This window comes from Yersinia sp. 22-579 (genome assembly GCF_030433455.1).
Classification (GTDB): Bacteria; Pseudomonadota; Gammaproteobacteria; order Enterobacterales; family Enterobacteriaceae; genus Yersinia; species Yersinia enterocolitica.
Map to the genome: position 1 here is coordinate 123978 of NZ_JAUJTZ010000005.1, position 24488 is coordinate 148465.

The following is a 24488-nucleotide window of genomic DNA, read 5'->3' on the forward strand; positions in this document are numbered from 1 at the left end:
TTCCGTAAGGGGAGCGATTCATCCTTAATATTGTTGTGAGTGTGTAGGGTACATAATCAGAATGATGTTGCTGTTCCAGACAGTAAGTTAGTAGTAAGTAAGTAAGTAAGTAAGTAAGTAAGTAGTAGGCACCGCCCACGACTTCGATCAGCTATGACTTCAATGGTTGTTTAACAAACTCAGTTAGTTGCTGATAAACCTGTGGGTTGGCCATCAAGACCACATTGCCTTTTTGCAGCCCGCCATCAGCCAAAAAGTTATTGGTTATGCCGCCGGCTTCACGTACCAGAACTATCCCTGGCAGGCTGTCCCACGCATTCATATGGGGCTCGTAGTAGCCAATCAACCGCCCGGCAGCCACCTGCGCGGTCATCAATGCGCCGGAACCACTGCGCATAAACATGCCTCCGGCATGCAGCAAATGGTTGAGGAAGGGTAGGAAATCCTCTGGCGTGACACGGTGTGAGGTGCCAACTCCCATCACTCCATCGCGTACATCTTTGCCCGGATGAACCTGGATAGGTTTACCATTGAGAAATGCACCGCCCCCCCGGCAGGCATGAAACAGTTCCTGATGATTGGGATCGTAAACCACACCAATAACCGGTTCGCCATCGACAATTACACCGACAGAAACACACCAGGTATGCAGCCCGTTCAGGAAGCAGGCAGTTCCATCTATCGGATCGACCACCCAGGTACAAGCGGCATTGGTATGACCGCCGCCGGTTTCTTCCCCCAAGAAATCATCCATTGGGAAGCGCTGTGCAATCATATTGCGGGTCAATGCTTCGACTTCGCGGTCAGCCATACTGACCACATCTTGCAAATCATTACCTTTGTGTTGTATCTCTAACTCTTGCCGTTGCTGGTAAAAACCGAATGCCATAAAACCAGCAGCTTTCGCGACATCACAGGCAAATTGATAACGGGAATCAATGTCCGTCGCGCTTAATCTGGTCATATCCAATACTCCTTGTTAATTTTGCACTCGTGTGCAAACAAAGAAACTTATGTAGCCGATAACAACTCTGCTACATGATAATGGCGATAATGAAAATATTATTCCGTGATCACTTGCACATAAAACAAATCATTCATTTTATGCTGATTGTCGAACAACCAATTCCACTGGAATGGTCTTTTGTACCGACGGTTGTTCAAAGCGACGAATGCGATTTACCAGTAAATTTACCGCAGTTTGCGCCAAACAGTCGGTATCTTGCCGGATAGTCGTTAATTGGTAGGCGGCGTAGGTTGCCTGTGGGATATCATCGAAACCGATGATTCGAATCGGTTGCTGGGGCAGATGGCGGTGTAAATAATCCATTGCGCCCATTGCCAGCATATCGGTGGCACAGAATAGCCCATCGAGATCAGGGCACTGTGCGACTAAGGCCGCAGCAGCATCCCAACCCGCTTCATAACCACCTCTCTCACAAAAAATGCTCGCGAGTGGTTGCCCGTGGGCTGTCAATGCTTGCTCAAACCCCTGATGGCGCTGGCGGGTACTGAAATTGTGGGCATTTTCACCAATAAACCCGGCGACAGTCACCCCCTGAGCTAACAAATGATGGGCCGCCAAGGTCGCACCTTGCGCATTATCACTGCAAACCTGGTCCGCTCCGTCCAGTTCGGTCTGGCGATTGATCAAGGTGACAGGGATTTTTCTGGCGAGATACTCTTCGGCTAACGAGAGGGGGGGAGCGCCAGAGGTTAGGATCACACCGGCCACATGGTAACTCAGTAACTCTCGTAGCTGAGGTTCCAATTGTTTGGGGTCATCGGCGTTCATCAACAGCGGCATAAACCCTTGAATCGCCAGATTATGAGCCAATGGAGCCAGCAATTTACTGCGAAATGGGTTATCAAAACCCGCTGTCACTAATCCGATAAAATTACTGCTGCCGGTTATCATTGAGCGCGCAATAATATTGACCTGATAGCCAAGTTCAGTTGCTGCCGCCTGAACGCGCTGGCGTGTTTTTTCTGAAACAGAGGCTCCGGGAGTAAAGGTGCGTGAAACCGCGGAACGAGACACACCCGCTAACCTGGCAACATCACTGGCGGTAACCCAACTGTTTTTTGCTTCGCTCATCTTACTGGCTCGGTATTGTTTTGCGGTGGGCGCTTGCGGCAAGTATACGTTTCTGTAGATGTTGAATCATTAGTATTTTCGCGCTAAGACATTTAGATTATCAAAACAGCAAATCAGATTGCTGACAAAGCCAACGGAAGGAAATACCGTGAATCAATCACAAGCGACAACTCATCTCTCGGCCGTTGAGGCAATAGAGAGGCTGGAGACATTATACGAGGCGGCGCTGAGCGCATTGCGTGATGCTATCAGCGCCTATATTCGCGATGGGGCTTTGCCTGATGTGGGTGACCGGGCGAAGGGCTTATTTTCATATCCACAGTTGAGTGTCAGTTGGGATGGCCGATTCCGCGATCATCAACGCACCAGGGCTTATGGCCGTTTTTCGCGCACCGGTCAATACAGCACCACTATCACTCGGCCGACATTATTCAAAGAATATCTGACTGAACAGCTGACATTACTCGAAAGTGAATACAATGCGGTGTTTGAAGTGACACCGTCACAACAAGAAATGCCGTATCCCTTTGTTATCGATGGCTCTGACCTGATTCTCGACCGCTCGATGACCGCAGGGCTGGCCCAACATTTCCCGACCACCGATTTGGCCAAAATCTGTGATGGCATCACTGACGGTATTGATATTGCCGGCGCAGATTTCCCACTATCGCATTTTGATGCGCTACGGACAGACTTTTCCCTGGCACGACTCAAACATTACACCGGTACACCGGCAGAACATATTCAGCCCTATATTCTATTTACCAATTACAGCCGCTATGTTGATGAGTTTGTCAGCTGGGCCTGTCAGCAGATCCTGGATCCCTCCAGCCCTTATAAGGCACTATCTTGCGCCGGTGGCAGTTACATCACCGCTGAAAATGCCGAGCCAGAGAAGACAACATCTGATTTGGCGTGGAAAAAATACCAAATGCCGGCCTATCATTTAATCGCAGAAAGCGGGCATGGCATCACGCTGGTGAATATTGGCGTCGGCCCCTCTAATGCCAAAACCATTTGTGACCATCTGGCGGTAATGCGGCCACATGCATGGCTGATGATCGGGCATTGCGGTGGTTTACGTGAAAGCCAGGCGATTGGCGATTATGTATTGGCTCATGCTTATTTGCGTGATGACCATGTGTTGGATGCGGTGCTGCCACCGGATATTCCGATCCCCAGTATTGCTGAAGTTCAACGGGCATTATATGACGCCACCAAAGCGGTGAGCGGTATGCCGGGGGTTGAAGTTAAACAACGGCTGCGTACCGGAACGGTCGTAACTTCCGACGATCGTAACTGGGAGCTGCGTTTCTCGGCTTCTGCACTGCGTTTTAGCTTAAGTCGTGCGGTGGCGGTTGATATGGAAAGTGCCACGATTGCGGCGCAAGGATATCGATTCAGGGTGCCTTACGGCACATTATTGTGTGTGTCAGATAAACCGTTGCATGGTGAAATCAAGCTGCCGGGGCAGGCGAATCACTTCTATGAAGGTGCCATTTCCGAGCACTTGCAGATTGGTATTCGGGCCATAGATTTGCTGCGCACGGAGGGTGACCAACTGCATTCCCGTAAATTGCGCACCTTTAACGAACCTCCTTTCCGTTAATATCACTGTTGTTGCCCCTCGCGACTGAGGGGTAACGCACTCGTTGCCTCCAACTGAGAAAACAAGCCAATAATGTGTTGTAACACCGGATCGGATTTTTGCGCCTTATGGATATGCGCATAAATATTAAGTTTACTGCTATCCAGAAACGCTGTTTTAACTGTTTTCAGCGGTAAAATTGCACACATTTGCCGGGCAAAGAGTGCCGGAGCAAACATCAGAGCATCAGAGTGAGCAGTATGTATCAACAGGTTGCTAAATGAGGTGCTGCGGTAAGTGCGGTGAACCGTATAAATATCATCGAATGCAACCAAATATTGTTCTTTTTCGACGGCGTCCTGCGGCAAGATCCACCCCAGTAACTCTTCAGCTTTTAGCTCTTCAAGGGTAATGGCTTCTTTGACCCGTGGATGGTCATGTCGGCATACCAATACCGAGTTGGACTGAAATAGCGGGTAGCGCTGAATGGCACTGTCATTTTCCAGACTAAAACCAATATCAATATCGATTTGCCGTCTTCTTAATAACTCAAGCCGTTTTTGCACTGAGGGTTGATTGGAGAGAAATTCATACGACAGCGAGTGACCCTGCGGGGGATTTTGCATCATGTAGCCAAGCAACCAGAATTCAACTAATGAACTGCTCCGTATCCTGAGGGTACGCATAGCAACACCTTGCTGGTTAAGCAGCGCGCTTTTATTGACCCCTGAATCCATCATTTCCAGTGCAGGTTTGAAAATTTTATATAATTCAAGTGTCAATGCGGTTGGCTGCATGCCAGCTCCGCCTCTAAACATAATCGGATCGTTGTAATGCCTTCTCAGTTTATTCAGCACCACACTGACGGCGGATGCACTCATATCCAGCCTTACCGCCGTTTGCGACACCGTTCCTGTTTCGACAATTGCGCATAAAACGCGGGTGAGATTCAAATCAAGTGAGCTATTCACGCAGGCTCCCAAATATTATTTGGCTAACTATCAGTATAGACAGCACTTTTTGATTTTCAAAAACTAACTTTTAGCTTTGACGATAGTAATTGATACTTACAGAGCCTAGATTTACCTCACGAACCTCATAAAGCGTTTTCAATTTATATTTTTCATCGGATTTTTCTGAAGAATTATAAATGCAATCCTAATGACTTATAGGGGGATTCGTAAGGATAATGCCGCTTATGAAAATAGAATATTTCAAATACCCACATAATAATTGTGGAATTAATGATGCCACTGAAAAGATCAATTTATTTTTTTATAGTGATTCTGATTTATTGGCATATTCCCTCAGCCAACTGGTTCAGAGCATCAGTGATATCGATTATGCTCATTTAATTAAAGTCAATTTCTTTCATGTAACAGTCATTGATGAAGCTGTAATCAACATGTTAAGAAGTAGCGTGAATAATGTCATTATATTCGATCTTGATAGTATGTTTTACACTGAGAAAATACATGTGATAAATGATCTTAAAAAAACCAATCACACCCTACAGTCAATTGCACTTTGTAACGATCAGGAGTTTTTAATTTATTATAGATTCTATTCATCTTTTTTTGAACTAGTCTTAAGAAAGAAGATTAGAATCAATGAATTGACTAAATATCTCGGTGCATTTATTGATGGATTTATCGCGCGACATGGCGAATTCTCACCAAGTGAATACGTTTCATCGAAACATTACTTTTATATGTTAACAGATAAAGAATCAGCCATTTTAAAGAAAATCCTGGCTGGAGAAACCAACAAGAAAATAGCCAATACATTATTTATCAGTGAGAAAACCGTCTGTAGTCATCGTTCAAAGATCTACTCGAAATTTGGTGTCAGAACATTATCTGAATTATATTCAAGATTAAAACATGAATCACTCATTGTTTAATTTCTTTAAGGTAAAGAAGCAGCAACAAACTTGGCGCTGACAAATTAAATAAAACTAACACTCATCAAATTTAATTAAATCTAAAAACCTCATTCCATCAATCGTGGGCGGAGCGTTGCTATCTATATTTCGGAGTTTATATGCATAAATTTTACCGCTTTATAAAAACTTTTATGGTTAGCTGCCTGGTGTTATTAGGCGGATTTTCTGTGGTTGACGCTAAAGCTGAAACCGCACTTAATACCCAGTCCGGGCCAATTTATTTATCCTTGCTGGGGCCAGAAACCCAATTTGTGGTGGCTGATAATGCCACCATTACAGCCATAACTGATAGCGCGATTTATGGTGATAATAGTGCCAACTGGCGGCTGATTGTTTATGGTTCAGTGATTGATAATCCAAACTATTCTGTCGCCGCAGGCGTGGTTCATCTCGACGCTAAAACGGCCGCTGGCTCTCAGCTGGATAACTACGGCATTCTGGCGGCAAACCGAGCCGGAAACGGTGTGTCTGGTGTAAAACTGGAGAATGGGGGGGTTGTCGTTAACCATGTCGATGCCCAGATTAGCAGCCTTGGCGGTTACGGTATCGTATCCAGCGGAGCATTGGCCGCTATTTGGAATGACGGCGCCATTAGTGGTTATTCCAGCGGGGTCCGCTTGGCTAGCGGAGGTTCAGTTATCCAAAGTGCTACCGGGACGCTGGTCAGTAGCGATGGTGCTGGTATTTTATCTGATAGTGGTATTTTTTCGGTGAATAATGCGGGCAGCATTAGCGCCAATGGGGCCGCGGGTATCCTTGCGCGGGGTAACAGCAGCGGCTCTATCTCGAATAGCGGCACCATTACAGGGCCAAATGCCATTGCTATCCAGGGCAATGCCGGGATGATAATCAATAACACCGGCACCCTCACCGGCACCAATGGCACGGCGGTTGATCTTAGTGGCAGTAATAACCAGCTGATATTAGATACCGGCAGCGTTATCAATGGCAAAGTGGTAAGTCGCGGTAGCAATAACACCCTCGCATTGCTGGGTGATGGCACCGCCACTAATGATTTCAGTGGATTGTCCTCAGTTTCAGCCATTGGCACCGGTCTTTGGACTCTGGGCGGCAATGTCACGACCACGGCGGCCAGCACTTCAGCGTTGGAGGTACAAAACGGCAAATTAATCATCACCGGCCAATTGACCAACAGTGGCGTTGGGGCGGCAGCCAATGTCTCACACGGTGGGATATTACAAATTGGCACTGGCTTGAGCCGCGGTCATCTCATCAGTGACGTCAATATTGAACAGAGCGGGACATTCGGTGGTTATGGCAGCGTCACCGGCAAGGTGAACAATGCCGGTAATCTTATCGTGGGGCAGGCATTGTCCGGTGAGGGACATGGCGAGTTCACCATCAACGGTGACTACCATGGTCAGGGCGGGACAGTCGTCTTTGATACAGATATGGCAGCGGATAATGCTGCAACAGACAAATTGATAATCAATGGTTCTACTTCTGGTGAGAGTCATATCCGCGTTCAGAGCGCACACGGCGAGGGCGCTCAAACCTATGATGGTATTAAAATTATCACGGTCAATGGCCGTCAGTCTGACGGGCAATTTAATTTGCTGGGCCGTGCGGTGGCCGGGCCTTATGAATATTTTCTGCAACAAGGCACACTGACTGACCCGGACAACAAAGACTGGTATTTGCGTTCAACCTTTGGTGGCATCGCTCCGGTTAGTGGCGATACCGGTGGTGGTGACGATAGTGGTCGCGGTGCCACTAAAGACATTCCGGCGAGTAGCAAAACACTGCGCCCAGAAGCTGGCGGTTATATGGCCAATTTAGCTGCGGCACAAACCCTGTTCAACTTGCGACTCAATGACCGCGAAGGTCGCGCCGAAAACTCAAGTATGTGGCTGCGTCAGGTGGGTTCACGCACTGGCTTCAGTGATGGCAGCGGCCAGTTACACAGCACCGCCAATGCTTATGTGGTGCAAGGTGGCGGCGAAGTATTGAATGCGGCAATAGGGAAGAATGACCGCCTGGGTGTCGGTGTCATGGCCGGTTATGGTTATAACAATAATCAGACCCAATCTAACCGCACCGGTTATAAATCACGCGGCACGGTGGATGGTTACAGTGCCGGCATTTACGCCACCTGGTATCAGGATGCCAAAAATCAGCAGGGTGCCTATGTGGATAGCTGGTTGCAATACAGCAAACTCAATGCCAGCGAGCAGGGCGATGAGTTGGCAATGCAAAGTTATAACATCAATGGTTTGAGTGCCTCGGTTGAAAGTGGTTACCGCATGCCGGTGTATCATGGTGTCAACGGTGATGTGTTTGTGACGCCACAGGCGCAGGTTATCTGGGATGGACAGAAAGCAGATACGGTGCATGATGACAGTAATACCCAAGTTCAATCAACAGGAGCGGATGTTATCAATACCCGAATCGGTGTTCGAGTGGCGCGTGATAGTGTCAGTGATCAGGATAAAGGCAAGGATAAGCTGTTCACGGTTTACTCGGAAGTGAACTGGCTACATAACAGCAAAGATCCCGGTGTCGCGATGGATAATATTACAGTGAGTCAGGCTGGCAGCCGCAACGTGGGTGAAATAAAACTTGGGGCGGAAGGTAAACTGAATAAAAATTGCAATACCTGGGCCAATATTGGTCAACAAATAGGTGGCAGTGGTTACAATGACAGCCGCGTGACGGCGGGCCTTAAGTACGCATTCTAATCACTACTGATAAGAAAATTAAGTACCAATAAGAATGAAGCGCTGCGGGCAGTCCGTGGCGTTTTTCTTTTTCAAATCAGCTTGATGCGACTGACCCCATCACCTGCTGGATAAAATTATCCCGTACCCAATCTTGTATGCGATCATCCCAGGCGATACCCACTTGCCAACTGAGATTCTCTCCACTGAGTGGCATGATATTTATGCCAGGCGGCGCAATATGCACCACACTTTGCGGTAATAAGGCAACGCCGATACCAGCAATCACCAGCGCCAGTATGGTCTGAATATCTTCAACTTCTTGCGTCGTGGGCGCATACCATTGGTTTGATTGCAAAAATAGATCGGTTTGTGCATTGAGTCCACGCCCACGCTCAGTATATAAACGCAGCAATGGCAGGTATTTTAACCACTCATCGGGGGAGTGTGTTTTATTTTGTGGTGCCACCAGCACCAAGCGGTCGTCAAATAAAGGATAAAAATTCAATACCGCTGTGGGAGGAGCACGCACAAAGCCAATTTGCAGTTCACCGCGCGTTAATAACGCATATTGTTGCGCCGAGGGAATATCTTCCAGGGTGATAGAAATCGCCGGGAATTGCTGTCGGAATTGGGCGATACACTGTGGCGCGGTATAGAAAGTCGATAGACCAAACCCGATGGCGAGCAACCCTTCAATACCCTGAGCAACGCGGGCGGCAGATTGCAAAAAAAACTCGGATTGACTGACCGTTTTCTCAGCTTGTGCGAGTAATTGTTGCCCACTGCGTGTCAACGCCGCGCCATGTCGCCCACGGGTGAACAAGTGAATATTCAGCATCGATTCCAACAAGTTAATCTGCTTGGTCAGTGCCGGTTGCGTCACGCACAGGGCCTGTGCGGCATCGCCATAGTTGCCTTTTTGTGCGAGCATCACAAAGGCTTTCAGCAACTTTATATTCACTTATTCATTCCTGTTGGTAATCAAAAAAGGAAAATCATTCATTATAAAGTTATCAATAGCGCTGCTGTAATACCAGTCATGAAAATCAGCAATAGATATCCTTGGAGGATAATGTGACTGAATTACCATTAATCACCGCAGCAACGGTACAATTCCAGCATCAGGCCAACAATAAGCAATACAACCTATTGGTTATTGAAAGATTTATTGAGCAGGCAGCTCTGAAAAACATCAAAATACTGGCTTTCCCAGAGATGTGCATTACGGGATATTGGCATGTGCCTAAATTGACGGCAGCGCAAGTGACCGCTTTGGCTGAGCCGATTGAAAGCAGCCCATCGATTGCCTTGGTGCGGGCTTTGGCGCTGAAACATCAAATGTTGATTGGTGTCGGCCTGATAGAACAGGGGAACGACGGGCGACTCTATAATGCTTATGTCGCTTGTATGCCTGATGGCTCGGTGCACACGCACCGCAAACTGCATGCTTTTGAACACTCAGCTATCAGCAGCGGTGATTCTTACACGGTTTTTGATACCCCCTGGGGCGTCAAAGTCGGCATTCTTATCTGCTGGGATAACAATTTGGTGGAAAATGTGCGCGCAACCACCTTACTTGGCGCTGATATATTATTAGCACCGCATCAAACTGGCGGAACGTATTCACGTAGCCCATATGGTATGAAACCTATTCCACTCGATCTTTGGCAGCAACGCGCGGAAAGAACAGCGGAAATGACGGCGGCTATTCGCGGCGTGAATGGTCGGGAATGGTTAATGCGTTGGTTACCAGCCCGTGCGCATGATAATGGCCTGTTTATTCTCTTCAGTAATGGTATTGGCGCGGATGATGATGAAGTTCGTACCGGCAATGCCATGATACTGGACCCTTATGGCCGTATCATCAATGAAACCTGGGAAGCCGCCGATGTGATGGTCAGTGCTGAATTAGATTTGTCGTTAATCCCACTCAGCACGGGACGGCGCTGGATTTATGGCCGTCGGCCCGAAATGTATTCTATTTTAACTCAACGGCAAGGTTATGAACGGGATGCCATTTCAGCCCGTTTTTCCACTGACATTCCTGACGTGAAAAAACCATAAATTCGCCAACAGTCGGGGCTGGGAAACCAGCCTACCGGCGAACGCCAGTACCAATACTGATACTCGAGATGCCGCTTGAACCGCCACTCACCCCAACATGGCCAGTATTGGCACAGGCGACCAGTAATAGTGTGAGCATCACGAGGGTTAATGTTTTCATCTGAAGCCCTTGGTTAAATCAATACAAACAGTTTGAATCATATCATTCAGTATATAACTAAAGCGTATGGGGATCGGTGGTTTCATTTTGCTGACAGCGGAATAGGTCGTGCGGGAAATTATAAACAGCGTAAATGTATAGTCGCAACGGGCTGATTCAACCTGATTGGTGACAGTATCTGTTTAATAATCAGATCAATAGTTTCGCTCCCAATCAAGAGAATCGCTTATGCATTTTACTCAAGCCATTGCCAGACTTCCTGCTGACACCTGTGGTAGCGGCCAGACAACATCCCAATTGGGCGCACCGGATATTGCCGCCACCGGCCAACAATTTCTGGCTTATGTCGATACTTTGCTGCGACTTGGCCTGAAAGTGACCATATTACCGGCGGCTCCGGCCTTCCCAGATGCTCACTTTGTCGAAGATACGGCGGTGGTAATGCCAGAACTGGCAGTGATAACTCACCCCGGAGCGCCAAGTCGCCAGGGCGAAGTAGACACCATTGAGCCACTGTTCACCGATCGCCCTGTTTTTCGCATGAGTCATCAGGGGCATCTTGATGGCGGTGATGTGTTATTAGTCGATAAACAGTTCTTTATCGGGCTGACGTCGCGCACCGATAAAGCGGGAATTAGCGAGTTTACTGCTGCGGTTGGGCGCTATGGTTATCAAGTGACCGCCATTGAAGTGAGCGCCGGTCTGCACCTGAAATCCATTGTGAACTACGTGGGCCGCAACACCTTGTTGCTAACCGAGGATTACCAACACCATCCGGCCTTTGCTGGCTTTAACACTATTGTGATTACCGACGCGGAGTCTTACGCCGGTAATACCTTATGGATCAACGATACACTGATTACGCCGCAAGGTTATCCTGATACCTTGGCGCAAATTGAAAAACTGGGGATGCCTATTATCCAACTTGATACCAGTGAATTTAAAAAAATGGATGGCGGCTTGACCTGCCTCTCACTTCGTTTCTGATCTTTGCCAACACCGGGATTTTAATAATGAAAAAGACATTCGCTGCATTATTGACTGGCTTGATACTTTCCGCTCCCGTAGCGGCTCAGACGATAGAAACTATCAGTTTTGGTGTGGACGGCGGATATCCACCGTTTGATGTGCTGGCACCCAGCGGCGAGATCACCGGTTTTGATATTGATATCGCCAATGCATTATGTGACAACCTGCATGCCAAGTGTGTGTTCGTCAAACAACCTTTTGAAAGTATGATTGCCGCGCTGAATGCACGTAAGTTCGATGCCATTATTGCCTCGCTGAGTATTACTGATGAGCGCAAAAAAGAAGTCGACTTTACCGATCGCTACTACCGCAGTGCGGCACAATTAGTGGCACGCAAAGGCAGCCCATTGTCACCTGATGTTGCCAGTCTGAAAGGGAAAACTGTCGGAGTGCAGACCGGATCCATTCATGAAACTTACGCCAAAAAACATTGGGGTGGGCAAGGGGTCAAAATTGTCTCTTACGCCAATCAGGATAATGTCTATCTGGATCTGATGTCAGGGCGGATCAACGCCTCGCTACAGGATAATATTCAGGCCGCCAGTAGCTTTATTGATACGCCACGCGGGCAGAAGTTTGCTTTTGCCGGGCCGGTTATTCAAGACGAAACCATCTCATCTGATGTGGGTATCGCCGTCGGTAAAGATAACCCGGCCTTGCGCGATGCACTGAATGGGGCCATAAAAGCTATTCGTGCTGATGGTACTTACGACGCCATTCAGAAAAAGTATTTTAGTTTCGATATTTACGGCGAGTGATTTTTTGCCGTGACTTTTGCCACAACCGGGCGCTGGCACACATGCCCGGTTGTCGTTTGTTAGCCTTGGGAGGTCGATAATGGTCGCAGACTATTTGCCGTTACTGGCACAAGGGGCGGGCTTATCACTGTGCGTGATGCTGTTGTCACTGGCCGTCGCACTGGCACTCGGCCTGATCAATGCGGTTATCAAGCTGTTTGGCCCGCGCTGGCTACGTTGGATCTCTACCGGCTACACCACATTAGTGCGTGGTATTCCCGAACTGGTCATTATGCTGCTGCTCTTTTTTGGCGGCGAAATGTTGGTAAATGGTTTTCTTGGTCTGCTGGGGTTGGGGCCGGTTCGCTTCAATACTTTTGTTTCCGGCGTGCTGGCAATCGGCATTGTATTTGGTGCGTATTACACCGAAACCTTCCGTGGCGCTTTTCAAACCGTAGATCGCGGTCAGTTGGAAGCCGCTGTGGCTTACGGCATGCGCCCCGGACAAGTGTTTCGGCGGATTATGCTGCCACAAATGCTCAGTTTTGCTATTCCCGGCATCAATAATAACTGGCTCGGTTTGATGAAAGCTTCTGCCTTGATCTCGATTTTGGGATTGGAAGATATGGTATGGCTGGCCGAGCAGGCAGGGCGCGCAACACAAAAACCTTTCCTGTTCTACTTCCTGGTGGCGATGATTTATATGGTGATTACCGCGCTGTCCAGTTGGGGCTTTAGCCTGTTGGCGCAGCGTTATGCACTGTCAACCTCAACGGCGGCGAGGGTGCGTTCATGAATCTGCAAACCATCATGGAAGCGGTGCCGACATTCCTCTATAGCGACGGTTCTGATATGACCGGTCTGGCGGTGACTGCCAAGTTATTTTTGCTGTCAGTCGTGCCCGGTTTACTGCTGGCGCTGGTGATGGCTGTCGGGCAAGCATTCGGCCCACGTCCGCTGGCCTGGTTGATTCGCAGTGTGACTTATTTCTTTCGTAGCACGCCACTCTACCTGCAACTCATGCTCATCTACTATGGTCTGTCGCAGTTTGACATCGTGCAGTTAGGCTGGCAGGACGACCAACCCTTTTGGCTGCTGTTCCGTGATGCGACTTTCTGCGCCACACTGGCGTTGGTGCTCAATACCAGCGCTTATGTTGCGGAGCTATTGGCGGGCATGATGGTGACCTTCCCGCGTCAGGAGTGGGTGGCTGGCGAAGCCTTTGGTATGAGTCAGTGGCAAATCATTCGCCGTTTGGTATTACCAGCGACATTACGCCGCGGTATTCCGGCATTGAATAATGAAATGGTGTTCTTGCTGCATGCCACCTCACTGGCCAGTACCGTCACATTGCTTGATATCACCGGTGTGGCACGGGCTTTCTATGCAGCCACTTATTCGCCGTTTATTCCGTTTCTGATGGCGGCTGCGCTGTATTTGCTGTGTACCTTTATGTTGATTTTTTTGTTTTCACGCGCGGAACGGCGCTGGTTGGCCTTTGCCCGCCACGATTGAATCCAGCGGGCAATCCAGCTTTAAGCACGTTTGATAGCTTGTAACTCGGTGATGGTGACGATTTTATCGACGCGGAATTTTTTGCTGGTGAGCCAGGTGTCAGCCAGTAGTCGGTAGTGCTCCATGTTGCGACAGCCAATGCGCACCAGAAAATCAAAACTACCGCCGACCAACCAGCAATCCAGCACTTCTGGCGTTTTACGCACTTCTTGCTCGAAGGCCGCTTGAGAGTGCCCGTGGTCGGCTAAGGCAATTTGTGCCTGGATAACAAAAGCATGCTCAGGTTCCGGTAGCTCAATAATCGCACTGTAACCACGGATAATACCGGCGCGCTCCAACAGCCGAACGCGCTCCAAACAGGGGCGGGCGGTCAAATTGACCTGCTCGGACAACTTCTGATAAGAGATACGGCCATCCTGGCTCAGGATTTCAAGGATTTTTTTGTCAATTCGGTCAAGCCGGGGTTTCTTTTCCACAGATAGGACGTCCAATGAAAATCAATAATCATAAGTTACCTGAACATGCCCTAAGTGGGCAGCGTCAATTAACCAGTTTTCATTTCGGCCAGCCGGGTGTGGGCGAGAAAATCTACCTACAGGCTGGCCTACATGCCGATGAACTGCCCGGAATGCTGGTATTACATTATCTTAAAAGATTACTGAGTCAGGCGGAACGGCGCGGAGAAATTCAGAGTGAAATAATTATTGTGCCTATAGCTAACCCGGTAGGTATTGCACAAGTGCTGCTAAACAGTGGAATAGGCCGTTTTGATTTGGTCAGTGGCCGCAATTTTAATCGTGATTTCCCTGATTTGGCTAAATTAGTCTCACAACGGCCAGGGGCGGTGGCATCAAGCGAAAAAGAGACGACGCCGCAACAGATACGCCGCGCGATGGCCGATGCATTACAGGATTTGCCCGCACTCAGTGAAGTGGATGCTTTGCGCCAACATTTGCTGATGCTGGCCTGTGATGCTGATTTGGTGCTGGACTTGCATTGCGATGACCGCGCTATTTTGCATTTGTATGCGGATCCGGCCTGGCGAGCAGCAGTGGATGTGCTTGCACGGTTTTTGCATATCGACACCGTGCTACTGTCACAAGATAGCGGTGGCGGTTCGTTTGATGAGGCCTGTGGCTTGCCGTGGCATAGGCTAGCTGCACATTATCCTAACCTGGCCCCCGCCTGTATGGCCGTGACGGTGGAATTACGTGGGCAACAGGATGTCAGTCATCCGCTGGCCAGCGCGGATGCCGAGCGTATTTATCAATATTTACAACATCGTGGCGCTATTGCGGGGGTTGTTCCTGAAATTCCGCAGCGCGAGGTGGTGATGTTGCCTTTTTCCGCCGGGGAAATCGTCAATGCGCCCGCCAGTGGTTTGCTGTTGCTATTGCGTCAGCCGGGCGAATGGGTGACAAAGGATGAAGTCGTCGCTGAAATAATTGATCCGATTACTGATACGGTTAAAGCGGTGCGGGCCAAAGCGGGCGGGATTATCTATGCCAGCAGGCGTGCTCCGTTTGTGACGTTGGGAGCTGAAGTGATGAAAATTGCCGGGAAAACCCCCTACACCGGTGGCGGGGGGTTAGCGTCCTAAGTGTTACAGGTTTAACTCGCGTAGCAGTGAAAATGCCTGTTGGGTGTGTTCTTCACTGACCACAAAAGCACGCAATTGATGCTGGTTGTCTGTTGCGCGCGCAATCATTCCTTGTGGCGTTAAATTAATTTCCCAGTTGAGGTCATGGCGCTGGGTTTCGCCCGCGAAATATAATGGCAAATCTGGCGTTTTGACTTTGACCAACATCGCTGGAAGCTTAAGGCAATGCGCGCCTCCCAACAGGTTTTTCGCGAGTGTCATGGCAGAGACCAGAATGGGCTGCAAGAAGGGCAACACTTTCCCGCCAATCTCAGCGCAATCGCCAATAGCAAAGATATCTGGATCCGAGGTTTGTAGCTGTTGGTTAACCTTGATACCGCGTCCGATATCAAGCCCTGCGGCTGCCGCAACAGATGTTTCCGGCTGTAATCCCATCGCGGCAATAACCGCATCTACGCGATAGCGGTGGCCGCAATGGAGTGCTACCTGCAACCCATCCGCCACTTTTTCAATACTGTGCAGTTCATTATTAAAAACCAGGGTGATGCCCCTCTGACTGAAGCTATATTGCAAACGGCTGCTGATTTCTACGGGCAGGACAGAGGCCAGCAGGCTATGCGCTTTGTCCAGCAAAATCACACCCTTGCCCGCACGCTGCAAGTCCATCGCCAGCTCCGCACCGATGAGACCACCGCCTAATACCAAGATACGGCGGGCTTGTTGTAATGCTTCTTGATGCTGTCGGTACTCATTTTGACTGTTAAATGTACAGATCAACTCATTACCCGCAATCGGTGGCAGCATTGCTGTGGCACCTGTTGCCAACACCAGTTTGTGATATTGAAATACCTGATCGCCACACTGAACCTGCTTATTATGTCGCTGAATGGCAGTGATGCGGGTTCCCGTGTGCAGGGTTAGGCTATTTTCCAGCGCAAACTGTTCAGCGGACATGCGGGTCAGGTCGTCAGCACTTTGCTGACGACTGAAAACATGACTTAAATCTGGTTTGTTATAATCAACACCGCTATCAGCAGCAATCATATTGATGGCTACCTGTGAGTCGAGTTTGCGGATGTTTTTTACTACCTGACGGGCAGCAAAGCCGGAACCCACAATCACAATGTTCTCAACCATAACAGCCTCCCTTAGAGTGGATCGAAAACAGATTTGCCCAATCCACATTCCGGGCAAAGGAAGAAGTCCGGCACATCATCCCAGCACGTTCCTGGTTTAACATCTTGCAGCGGCTCACCCAGCGCCGGGTCATATACCCACTGACAGACACTGCATTGCATCGAGATACCGAGGTCTGCTGGTGCGGTAGAACTATTTTCTTCATTGATCGCTGGGGTTGTAGTATCAGGTAATGTGCTGCTATTCAATGGGTGTAAGGCCCATTCGCGGGCAATCTTGCGCCCATGTTCGCGGCATTCGTCCAGCCCATCATTGTCTGGTCGCCATTTCATTTTTAGCGAGAGGGAAATATCAAATCCGGCATCCATCAGGCGGGTTTGAATTCGGTCAACCGCGCCCCCCGTCCAGCCGAAACTGCCAAAAGCTGCCGCTTTTTTATTACGAAAGCGTAGCCCTGCCAGTTCTTCAAGCATGCCGGCAATTTTGGGCATCATCACATTGTTCATGGTGGAGGAGCCAACTAACACACCTTTTGAGCGGAATACCTGTGTCAGTATTTCATTCTTATCGTGACGCGCAATGTTGTAGATTTTCACGGCCACCGCAGGGTCGGTTTCATGGATCCCCTGAGCAATGGCATCAGCCATCATCCGAGTATTGTTTGACATCGTGTCATAGAAAATGGTGATACGATCTTCTTGGTAATCAGCGGCCCATTCCAGGTATTTCGCCACAATTTGGGTCGGATTATCCCGCCATACCACGCCATGAGAGGTGGCAATCATTGATACTGGCAGATTGAAACCAAGGATTTCATTGATCTTAGGTGTGACCAAGCGACTGAAGGGCGTCAAAATATTGGCATAATAGCGAGCGCATTGCTCATACAGCTCAATCTGGTCCACTTCATCATTAAACAAATGCTCGTCACAATAGTGCTGACCGAACGCATCATTGCTGAAAAGCACTGCATCGCCGGTGATGTAAGTCATCATGCTGTCAGGCCAGTGCAGCATGGGGGTTTCAACAAAAATCAGCTGCTTACCATTGCCAATATCCAGTGTGTCGCCCGTTTTGACGGTGATGAAATTCCATTCAGGATGATGATGATGTCCATTAATTGAGTCGATAGCATTGGTAGTGCAATAAATCGGGATGTGAGGGATGCGTGCCATTAATTCAGTTAATGCACCAGCATGGTCTTCTTCAGCATGATTAATAATAATGTAATCGAGCGTATTCAGATCAATCTCGCGCTCTAAGTTAGCCACAAAATCGCGGCCAAATTTCTGATCAACGGTATCAATCAGCACGTTTTTTCCTTCGCTGATCAAATAGCTGTTGTAGCTTGTGCCTTTAAGGGTTTTATATTCGGTACCATGAAAATCGCGAACTTCCCAATCACGTTGCCCAACCCATTTAATATTATTTTTAACCTGAATGGCCATGAACCGTTCCTTTACTAAAGTGAATGAATAACCTCACTGTAGAGAGCAAAGTACGTGCCATGATTTATCTTATTGATTTTATTAATTTAAAATTTATAGTTTGTCATTATGACACTATCAGTTTATTGTCATAAAGACTAATACTGTGTCGGAATGACAAAACATGAGTTTATCCATTCAGTCGCTCGCTCAAATAGCTATTGAATTGCAAAGCGGCTTATCTGGGCAAGACCGTTTTCAGAAACTAATCAGTAGCTTACGGCAATTACTACAATGTGATGCTTCGGCGTTACTACGTTATGAACACCAGCTGTTTCGCCCGCTGGCGATTGATGGTTTATCACCCGATGTGCTGGGCCGGCGTTTTTCACTGTCATCTCATCCTCGACTGGAAGCCATTGCTCGTGCGGGTAATGTGGTGCGTTTCCCCACCGATAGCCACCTTCCTGACCCTTACGACGGCCTGATCCCGGGCCATGATGAACTTAAAGTTCATGCCTGCATTGGTTTACCTTTATTTGCCGATCAAGAGCTTATCGGTGCGTTGACTTTCGACAGTATGAACCCCGCCCAATTTGACAGGTTTAGTGATGAAGAGCTGAAACTGATTGGTGTCCTGGCCGCTTCGGCACTGAATAATGCGCTATTAGTGGATGTTTTAGAGAAACAAGCTGTGCCTACGGTGAGTTCTTTAAATATCCATAAGCAGGCAGTCCAACATTCAGAAGATGAGATGATTGGTCTTTCGCCGCTGATATTGCAACTTAAGCATGAAATCAAAGTGGTTGCCGGATCAGAGCTGAATGTGCTGATTACTGGCGAAACCGGGGTAGGGAAGGAATTGGTGGCCAAAGCCATTCACCATTTATCGCCCAGATCGGCCAAAGCACTTATCTATTTAAACTGTGCGGCATTGCCGGAAAATGTGGCTGAGAGCGAATTGTTTGGTCATGTTAAAGGGGCATTTACTGGCGCAATACATGACAGAACCGGCAAATTTGAAATTGCTGACAATGGAACGCTTTTTCTCGACGAAATTGGCGAGCTTTCTTTGGTACTTCAGGCCAAATTACTGCGCGTTATCCAATATGGTGACCTGCAAAGAGTGGGTGATGACAGAACAAAACGGGTCAATGTGCGTATTATTGCAGCCACTAATTGTGATTTAAAACAATCGGTTATCGAAGGGCGTTTTCGCGTGGATTTGTTTCATCGGCTGAGTGTATTTCCGCTGCATGTTCCTGCCTTAAGAGAAAGAAAAGGGGATATCATTCTGCTGGCAGGATTTTTTGTTGAGCGAATAAGAAAGAAATTGGCCATCAAGCAGTTAGGTATTCCGCCCGAGACATTATCTATGCTCGAAAATTACCGTTGGCCAGGTAATGTTCGTGAGTTGGAACATGCAATTTACCGTGCCGCGGTATTAGCTCGCGCTTCGCAACATGCGTCAGAGTCATACTTTTTATCTCCTGAGTTATTTAATATTGCCGACTCAGTTACACCACATGTTGCGCATGAAATATTCAGCGAAAATCAACATGCGGCTGCGCAAAATTTGCAATCTGCCACTCGTGATTTTCAACGGCAATTGATTACCCAAATGCTAAAGGAAAAGGGGATGAATTGGTCGGCCTGCGCCCGCGCGCTTGAACTTGATACGGGTAACCTACACCGTCTCGCCAAACGACTGGGTATAAAACAATAAAACAGCGTGTTGAGCCAGTATTAGATAAATCACAACGCTTGCCATGATATCAGTTTGTGATATCATGGCGGGGCTTTGGCGAGCAAGGAACGCATAAATTAAGGACAATAATGTGATTAAATTGAACGCTAAGCATTACAAAACGCTACGAACTATTTTTGTCACACCGACATCAACAAATTTAGAGTGGCGTAAAATTGAATCTCTATTCATAGCGCTGGGCGCAATAGCTACAGAAGGAAGTGGTTCACGGGTTCGCTTTGAAATTAATAAGATAGTGGCTTCATTTCATCGGCCACATCCTGACAAGGAAGCGAAAGCCTACCAAGTGCGTGATGCCAAAACATTTCTTGAAGCTGTAGGAGTGGTACCATGAATACAATGACATACAAAAATTATGCCGCAAAAATTGAATACAGCGATGAAGATCAATGCTTGATTGGTCATATTGCCGGTATTCGCGACGTGATCGGTTTCCATGCAGATAACGTCGCTGATTTGCGTATCGCCTTTGAAGAAGCTGTAGATGACTATCTGAGCTATTGCGCCGAACAAGGCCGTGAACCACAGCGCCCAGCCAGTGGCAAAATTAGCTTACGCATCCCGCCAGAAATTCATTCAGCAATCAATATGGCTGCGGAAGTTTCAGGGAAAAGTACCAATCAGTGGATCAGTGAGACGCTGGCGAAAGCAGCGCACGGATAATTATCGTTCCTTATTGTGATTAATGCTTATAGCAGCAATAAGGGAGACATTCATCCCGCAAACGTTTATCAGCAATCTGCTGGTAGCAGCGGGCTAAATAAGCGCCCTCAACCCTGAGAAAATCAGGCTTGAGGGCGGAATATATACTATTTTATCAGTCGGTCAAAATCTGAAGCATCATGGCGCTCAGCTAACTGCTCTTCTGGCGCTCCCCAGGTTTTATTGACGATACGACCGCGCTGGACAGCAGGGCGCTTACCAATGGTTTCGGTCCAACGTATCAGGTGAGTATAGGATTTAACATCCAAGAATTCACCCGCTTCATATTGTAAGCCCAGCACTAGATTGCCGTACCACGGCCAGATAGCGATATCCGCAATGGAATACTCATCTCCCGCAATATATTCATGAGTCGCGAGTTGTGTATTGAGCAAATCGAGCTGGCGCTTGGCCTCCATAGTGAAACGGTCGATGGCGTATTCAATTTTCACTGGCGCATAGTGATAAAAATGGCCGAAACCACCGCCCAAATAAGGGGCCGCACCTTGTAGCCAGAACAGCCAATTGAGTGCTTCGGTTCTGGCAGCAGGGGATTTTGGCAAGAAATGGCCGAATTTATCCGCCAAATACAGCAGAATAGCGCCAGACTCAAAAACCCTAACTGGTGGGGTGGTTGAATGATCCATCAAGGCCGGGATTTTTGAATTTGGATTAACGGCAACAAACCCACTTGAGAACTGATCACCTTCACCGATACGAATCAGATGAGCATCATATTCCGCACCTTTCTCGCCCAAAGCTAACAACTCTTCCAACAAAATGGTGACCTTTTGACCATTCGGCGTGCCCATGGAATACAGCTGTAAGGGGTGTTTGCCAACCGGCAGGTCAGCTTCGTATCTGGCACCGGCAGTCGGGCGATTGATTTTGGACCACACACCACCGCTGGCATTGTTTTCCGTCCAGACTTTAGGTGGTTGATATTCGTTATCTTTCATCGTAGATGACCTTATTTGAGAATGAAGACGAACTGAATAATACTTATAGTGATTATGCCTCAATCATAAAGAATAACAGGGATAATATTTCTGTCATTCCGGCTCCCTATAGTGAAGTTGCTTTTTACCTTTGGGCAATAAAAATAATTAGGGAACTTAACATGCAGATGAAAAAATTCAGATTGGCATTGCTGGCCAGTAGCATCGCGTTCAGTACCTCGCTTTGGGCGCAGGCTGTTGAAGTGCCAGTAACACTGGTCGGGCATGCGGTTTTGCCAGTGAAATCAACGGTTGCAGCGCCTGCTGATGCGCCGACTGATTTACAACAAAGTGGCAAATACACCAGTGGTCAACGTGTGAATACATTGGGCGCAGTCGCCGGTAAATCTGCCGATCGCCCAACAGGAATCGGTTTGCCAATCACCGGCCAGCCACTGCAAGGCCACTCTGGAATAAAACACATGCCCGATGGCACCTATTGGGTGTTGACCGACAATGGATTTGGTAGCAAAGCTAACTCGCCGGACGCCATGCTGTATCTCAATCACTATGACATTGATTTCAAAAATGGCAGTGTCACGCCACTGCAAACTCTGTTTTTGCACGATCCTGATAAAAAAGTGCCTTTCCATATCACCAATGAGAGTACTGATAAACGCTATCTGACCGGCAGTGATTTTGATCCCGAAAGCTTCCAGTTTGCCAATGATGCACTATGGATTGGTGATGAATTCGGTCCTTATCTGATTAAGACCGATTTGAACGGAAAAGTGTTAGCGGTATTTGAAACTCAGGTTGATGGTAAAGTAGTAAAATCACCTGATAATCCAACACTTACGTTGCCAGGCGCTCCGGATGGTAAACAGAATTTTCAAGTCGCGCGCTCAAAAGGATTTGAAGGGATGGCGGTGTCACCGGATGGTAGCAAGCTGTATCCCATGTTAGAAGGTGCGCTGTGGAATGGTGAGAAATTTGAAAACATTGATGGCAAACGCTACCTGCGCGTGTTGGAATTTGATGTTAAAAATCAGGCGTGGACAGGGCGCAGCTGGCAATATGTGCTGGAAGATAACCAAAACGCCATTGGTGATTTCAATATGATTGATGCGAAGCATGGATTAGTGATTGAACGCGACAACGGTGAAGGAACAGCTGATAAAGCCTGTGCAGCAGGGGCTGCGACCGATAAGTGTTTTAGCCAGATAGCCAAGTTCAAGCGTGTCTACAAAATCGCCTTTTCTGATGAAAACGCTGGCAAACCAGTAGAAAAAGTTTCATATATTGACCTGCTCAATATTAAAGATCCGCAGAACCTGGCACGTAAACCGCTAAATAATGGTGTACTGACATTCCCATTCTTTACCATTGAAAACGTTGATGTGGTAGATGCGAACCATATCATTGTTGGTAACGATAATAATTTCCCATTCTCCTCCAGCCGTCAGCCTAATGAGGCAGATGATAATGAGTTTATCCTATTGGATGTAAAAGAGTTATTGAGCCAGTAGCTGACTCAATTCTTCCTGACAAGCCCGTATAGAGCGGGCTTTTACTCTTGAGTATCATGCTTCATACAGTACTGTTGATGCTTCTTTGACTTGCCGTTCAAGAATATTAAGCGTCTTGGATAATACATTTTCTTGTTCTGTAAACCATTGATCTTTATCAGGAAGAGAAGTGGCCAGCCGCCATGACTCTTCACCCTCCAGAGCTTTCAGTTCGTGTAATATCGCGTCAATTTGTTTTCTGACTTCATCGATTTTACGCCGCAACCGCTCAAGATCATCAATAAGATCACTGGCCATCAATGGCTCAAGTCCTTGTTTTAAACTCTCCAGCAATGCGTGAATAGCAGGGAAGTCACCACGTTGGCGGGCTTGGTTGAGCTGAACCATCAGCTGATGAGCTTTTTCTTTAAACTCATCAGCGACTAAATCTGGATGGCAGAGCCGGCTGGCTTGCCGCCACAACCGTTTGAGTTCCTGACGCTGGTGAGAAGAAAATTTCTTGTCATTATTAAGCCGTTGCTCGGCATCTGTTTGTTTTTCCTGATAACTTTCATATTTCTCTTTGGCTTCTTCACGTGCCTTGCGCGTTGATTCAGTGTTGCGCGTACAAAAGGTGTTTTCCAACTCTTTAATTTCAGTCAGTAATGCGTTAATTAATTCTGCCTGTTGCTGAATTCGGTTTCTTATCTCAATAGATTCATTGGAAACAGAAGGGAGCTCCAACCAACGCTGTTTTAATGCAGCAAGCTCATCTATCGCCTGAGAGATATACTGCTGACAGTTGCGATAATCGCGTTCTCTGCGGCGAGCTTCAGCCTCGGCTTTGCGCAAGGTACTTTCCGCCAACTGTTTGCGCAAATTAAGAATTTGCTTCATCAACGGGCCGAGACGCACCAGGTAAAGGTCATTAAAATCATCTAGCAACTGAATACGTTCATTACGTTTATCGATTAAATCGCTTAACTGTTCCTCCAGCGCTTTCAACTCAAGCTTGCAAGCCGACAGTTCGATATCTTGCCACTGCGTGACTCCTTGTTTGCTTCCCAGCCACGCAGAAATAGCCTCCAGAGCATGGGTGAATTTTCCCTGTTCGATCGCCATGACGATAAAAACCAGTACGGCATCTTGAGTTTCACCTTTAAGATAAGGGAGTTGATGTCGAATAATGTCGTCATCTTCAAGCTCAATACCGCTTTTAATGATCTCAAGCCGTTTAATGAGTTTTTTCATAAATATAGAATTTGCTGATCGCTAGACAGAATACCTACATACTAAACAACGGCTTCACATTGTTCCAGATGAATGAGGAGTGATTCGGTCAGGATGCTCAGATAGTTAGGCGGGCATGTGCTATAAGTCACATTCGACGCGCCGCAGGCAAAATCACAATGAATGTTAAGGGTAGAGAGTCACTACATTCCAATACTGCTACGCGAATTCTGCATCACTTGTGGTACTGCAAAAAGTATAGAATTCACGTAGCGCGATCGTGTAAATATTATCGTTTAAATTCAATTAATTAAAATTTTCGTCGCTTCAATTTGCGGTTTAGATAAACTCTCTAACCCAT

Annotated in this window: 23 protein-coding genes; 13 read left to right on the forward strand and 10 right to left on the reverse strand. The window is 47.6% G+C overall.

Features of this window, described 5'->3' with window-relative positions; translation table 11 throughout:
* Window positions 1–151: 151 nt before the first annotated feature.
* Both QSV56_RS07815 and QSV56_RS07820 read right to left on the reverse strand, forming a co-directional pair.
* Window positions 152–964 carry an inositol monophosphatase gene (locus QSV56_RS07815; protein ID WP_050157838.1) on the reverse strand — a complete coding sequence of 271 codons (813 nt, stop codon included), beginning with the start codon at window positions 962–964 and terminating at the stop codon, window positions 152–154.
* A gap of 138 nt (window positions 965–1102) precedes the next feature.
* Window positions 1103–2098, reverse strand: a complete 996-nt coding sequence (locus QSV56_RS07820) for a LacI family DNA-binding transcriptional regulator (RefSeq protein ID WP_020424080.1) — start codon at window positions 2096–2098, stop codon at window positions 1103–1105.
* Window positions 2099–2246: 148 nt separating this feature from the next.
* On the opposite strand from QSV56_RS07820, the gene QSV56_RS07825 reads away from it, so the two are divergent.
* On the forward strand, window positions 2247–3707 hold the full coding sequence (locus QSV56_RS07825; RefSeq protein ID WP_050131576.1) for an AMP nucleosidase: 1461 nt from the start codon (window positions 2247–2249) through the stop codon (window positions 3705–3707).
* A gap of 2 nt (window positions 3708–3709) precedes the next feature.
* Here the strand turns inward: QSV56_RS07825 and QSV56_RS07830 are convergent, their stop codons facing one another.
* Window positions 3710–4657 carry a LysR family transcriptional regulator gene (locus QSV56_RS07830; RefSeq protein ID WP_072086036.1) on the reverse strand — a complete coding sequence of 316 codons (948 nt, stop codon included), beginning with the start codon at window positions 4655–4657 and terminating at the stop codon, window positions 3710–3712.
* Window positions 4658–4884: 227 nt separating this feature from the next.
* Between QSV56_RS07830 and QSV56_RS07835 the strand changes: the two genes are divergently transcribed.
* Window positions 4885–5589, forward strand: coding sequence for a LuxR C-terminal-related transcriptional regulator (locus QSV56_RS07835; RefSeq protein ID WP_301211799.1), 705 nt, complete (start codon window positions 4885–4887; stop codon window positions 5587–5589).
* Between the two features lie 140 nt (window positions 5590–5729).
* Window positions 5730–8330 carry an autotransporter outer membrane beta-barrel domain-containing protein gene (locus QSV56_RS07840; protein ID WP_050131581.1) on the forward strand — a complete coding sequence of 867 codons (2601 nt, stop codon included), beginning with the start codon at window positions 5730–5732 and terminating at the stop codon, window positions 8328–8330.
* Window positions 8331–8406: 76 nt separating this feature from the next.
* Here QSV56_RS07840 and QSV56_RS07845 read toward each other — a convergent pair whose 3' ends face one another.
* A complete protein-coding gene (locus tag QSV56_RS07845; protein ID WP_050131582.1) occupies window positions 8407–9273 on the reverse strand; it encodes a LysR family transcriptional regulator in 867 nt (288 codons plus the stop codon).
* A 113-nt stretch (window positions 9274–9386) separates the two neighbouring features.
* On the opposite strand from QSV56_RS07845, the gene QSV56_RS07850 reads away from it, so the two are divergent.
* Window positions 9387–10376, forward strand: a complete 990-nt coding sequence (locus QSV56_RS07850; protein ID WP_050121840.1) for a nitrilase family protein — start codon at window positions 9387–9389, stop codon at window positions 10374–10376.
* A 31-nt stretch (window positions 10377–10407) separates the two neighbouring features.
* On the opposite strand, the gene QSV56_RS07855 is transcribed toward QSV56_RS07850, so the two are convergent.
* Window positions 10408–10536, reverse strand: coding sequence for a hypothetical protein (locus QSV56_RS07855; RefSeq protein ID WP_258018744.1), 129 nt, complete (start codon window positions 10534–10536; stop codon window positions 10408–10410).
* Between the two features lie 228 nt (window positions 10537–10764).
* Between QSV56_RS07855 and QSV56_RS07860 the strand changes: the two genes are divergently transcribed.
* From QSV56_RS07860 to QSV56_RS07875, 4 genes are all read left to right on the forward strand, one after another.
* A complete protein-coding gene (locus QSV56_RS07860) occupies window positions 10765–11523 on the forward strand; it encodes a dimethylarginine dimethylaminohydrolase family protein (RefSeq protein ID WP_046050928.1) in 759 nt (252 codons plus the stop codon).
* Between the two features lie 26 nt (window positions 11524–11549).
* Window positions 11550–12323 carry an ABC transporter substrate-binding protein gene (locus tag QSV56_RS07865; RefSeq protein ID WP_013649902.1) on the forward strand — a complete coding sequence of 258 codons (774 nt, stop codon included), beginning with the start codon at window positions 11550–11552 and terminating at the stop codon, window positions 12321–12323.
* 79 nt (window positions 12324–12402) lie between these two features.
* Window positions 12403–13098 carry an ABC transporter permease gene (locus QSV56_RS07870; RefSeq protein ID WP_046050927.1) on the forward strand — a complete coding sequence of 232 codons (696 nt, stop codon included), beginning with the start codon at window positions 12403–12405 and terminating at the stop codon, window positions 13096–13098.
* Window positions 13095–13817, forward strand: a complete 723-nt coding sequence (locus QSV56_RS07875; RefSeq protein ID WP_019083111.1) for an ABC transporter permease — start codon at window positions 13095–13097, stop codon at window positions 13815–13817. Before QSV56_RS07870 ends, QSV56_RS07875 begins: the two co-directional genes overlap by 4 nt.
* Window positions 13818–13837: 20 nt before the next feature.
* Here the strand turns inward: QSV56_RS07875 and QSV56_RS07880 are convergent, their stop codons facing one another.
* Window positions 13838–14293 (reverse strand): Lrp/AsnC family transcriptional regulator, encoded by a 456-nt coding sequence (locus QSV56_RS07880; protein WP_005165550.1) that lies wholly within the window; start codon window positions 14291–14293, stop codon window positions 13838–13840.
* Window positions 14294–14307: 14 nt separating this feature from the next.
* Here QSV56_RS07880 and QSV56_RS07885 point away from each other — a divergent pair, with 14 nt between their 5' ends.
* Window positions 14308–15417, forward strand: a complete 1110-nt coding sequence (locus QSV56_RS07885) for a succinylglutamate desuccinylase/aspartoacylase family protein (RefSeq protein ID WP_046694998.1) — start codon at window positions 14308–14310, stop codon at window positions 15415–15417.
* A gap of 3 nt (window positions 15418–15420) precedes the next feature.
* Here the strand turns inward: QSV56_RS07885 and norW are convergent, their stop codons facing one another.
* Both norW and norV read right to left on the reverse strand, forming a co-directional pair.
* Window positions 15421–16554: an NADH:flavorubredoxin reductase NorW gene (gene norW, locus QSV56_RS07890; RefSeq protein ID WP_046694997.1), complete on the reverse strand. Its 1134-nt coding sequence runs from the start codon at window positions 16552–16554 to the stop codon at window positions 15421–15423.
* An 11-nt stretch (window positions 16555–16565) separates the two neighbouring features.
* Entirely contained in the window at window positions 16566–18002 is a 1437-nt protein-coding gene (gene norV / locus QSV56_RS07895; RefSeq protein ID WP_301211809.1) for an anaerobic nitric oxide reductase flavorubredoxin, read from the reverse strand.
* 163 nt (window positions 18003–18165) lie between these two features.
* Here norV and norR point away from each other — a divergent pair, with 163 nt between their 5' ends.
* The 3 genes from norR to QSV56_RS07910 all read left to right on the forward strand — a co-directional run bounded on the left by norR (window position 18166) and on the right by QSV56_RS07910 (window position 20412).
* On the forward strand, window positions 18166–19707 hold the full coding sequence (gene norR / locus QSV56_RS07900) for a nitric oxide reductase transcriptional regulator NorR (RefSeq protein ID WP_019079421.1): 1542 nt from the start codon (window positions 18166–18168) through the stop codon (window positions 19705–19707).
* Window positions 19708–19819: 112 nt separating this feature from the next.
* Window positions 19820–20083: a type II toxin-antitoxin system HicA family toxin gene (locus QSV56_RS07905; protein ID WP_080358043.1), complete on the forward strand. Its 264-nt coding sequence runs from the start codon at window positions 19820–19822 to the stop codon at window positions 20081–20083.
* On the forward strand, window positions 20080–20412 hold the full coding sequence (locus tag QSV56_RS07910; protein ID WP_050334130.1) for a type II toxin-antitoxin system HicB family antitoxin: 333 nt from the start codon (window positions 20080–20082) through the stop codon (window positions 20410–20412). Before QSV56_RS07905 ends, QSV56_RS07910 begins: the two co-directional genes overlap by 4 nt.
* 146 nt (window positions 20413–20558) lie before the next feature.
* Here the strand turns inward: QSV56_RS07910 and yghU are convergent, their stop codons facing one another.
* On the reverse strand, window positions 20559–21410 hold the full coding sequence (gene yghU, locus QSV56_RS07915; protein WP_219649227.1) for a glutathione-dependent disulfide-bond oxidoreductase: 852 nt from the start codon (window positions 21408–21410) through the stop codon (window positions 20559–20561).
* Between the two features lie 161 nt (window positions 21411–21571).
* Here yghU and QSV56_RS07920 point away from each other — a divergent pair, with 161 nt between their 5' ends.
* Window positions 21572–22918, forward strand: coding sequence for an esterase-like activity of phytase family protein (locus tag QSV56_RS07920; RefSeq protein ID WP_050157831.1), 1347 nt, complete (start codon window positions 21572–21574; stop codon window positions 22916–22918).
* 54 nt (window positions 22919–22972) lie between these two features.
* On the opposite strand, the gene QSV56_RS07925 is transcribed toward QSV56_RS07920, so the two are convergent.
* Window positions 22973–24148 carry a DNA repair protein gene (locus tag QSV56_RS07925; protein WP_046694993.1) on the reverse strand — a complete coding sequence of 392 codons (1176 nt, stop codon included), beginning with the start codon at window positions 24146–24148 and terminating at the stop codon, window positions 22973–22975.
* Window positions 24149–24488: the final 340 nt, after the last annotated feature.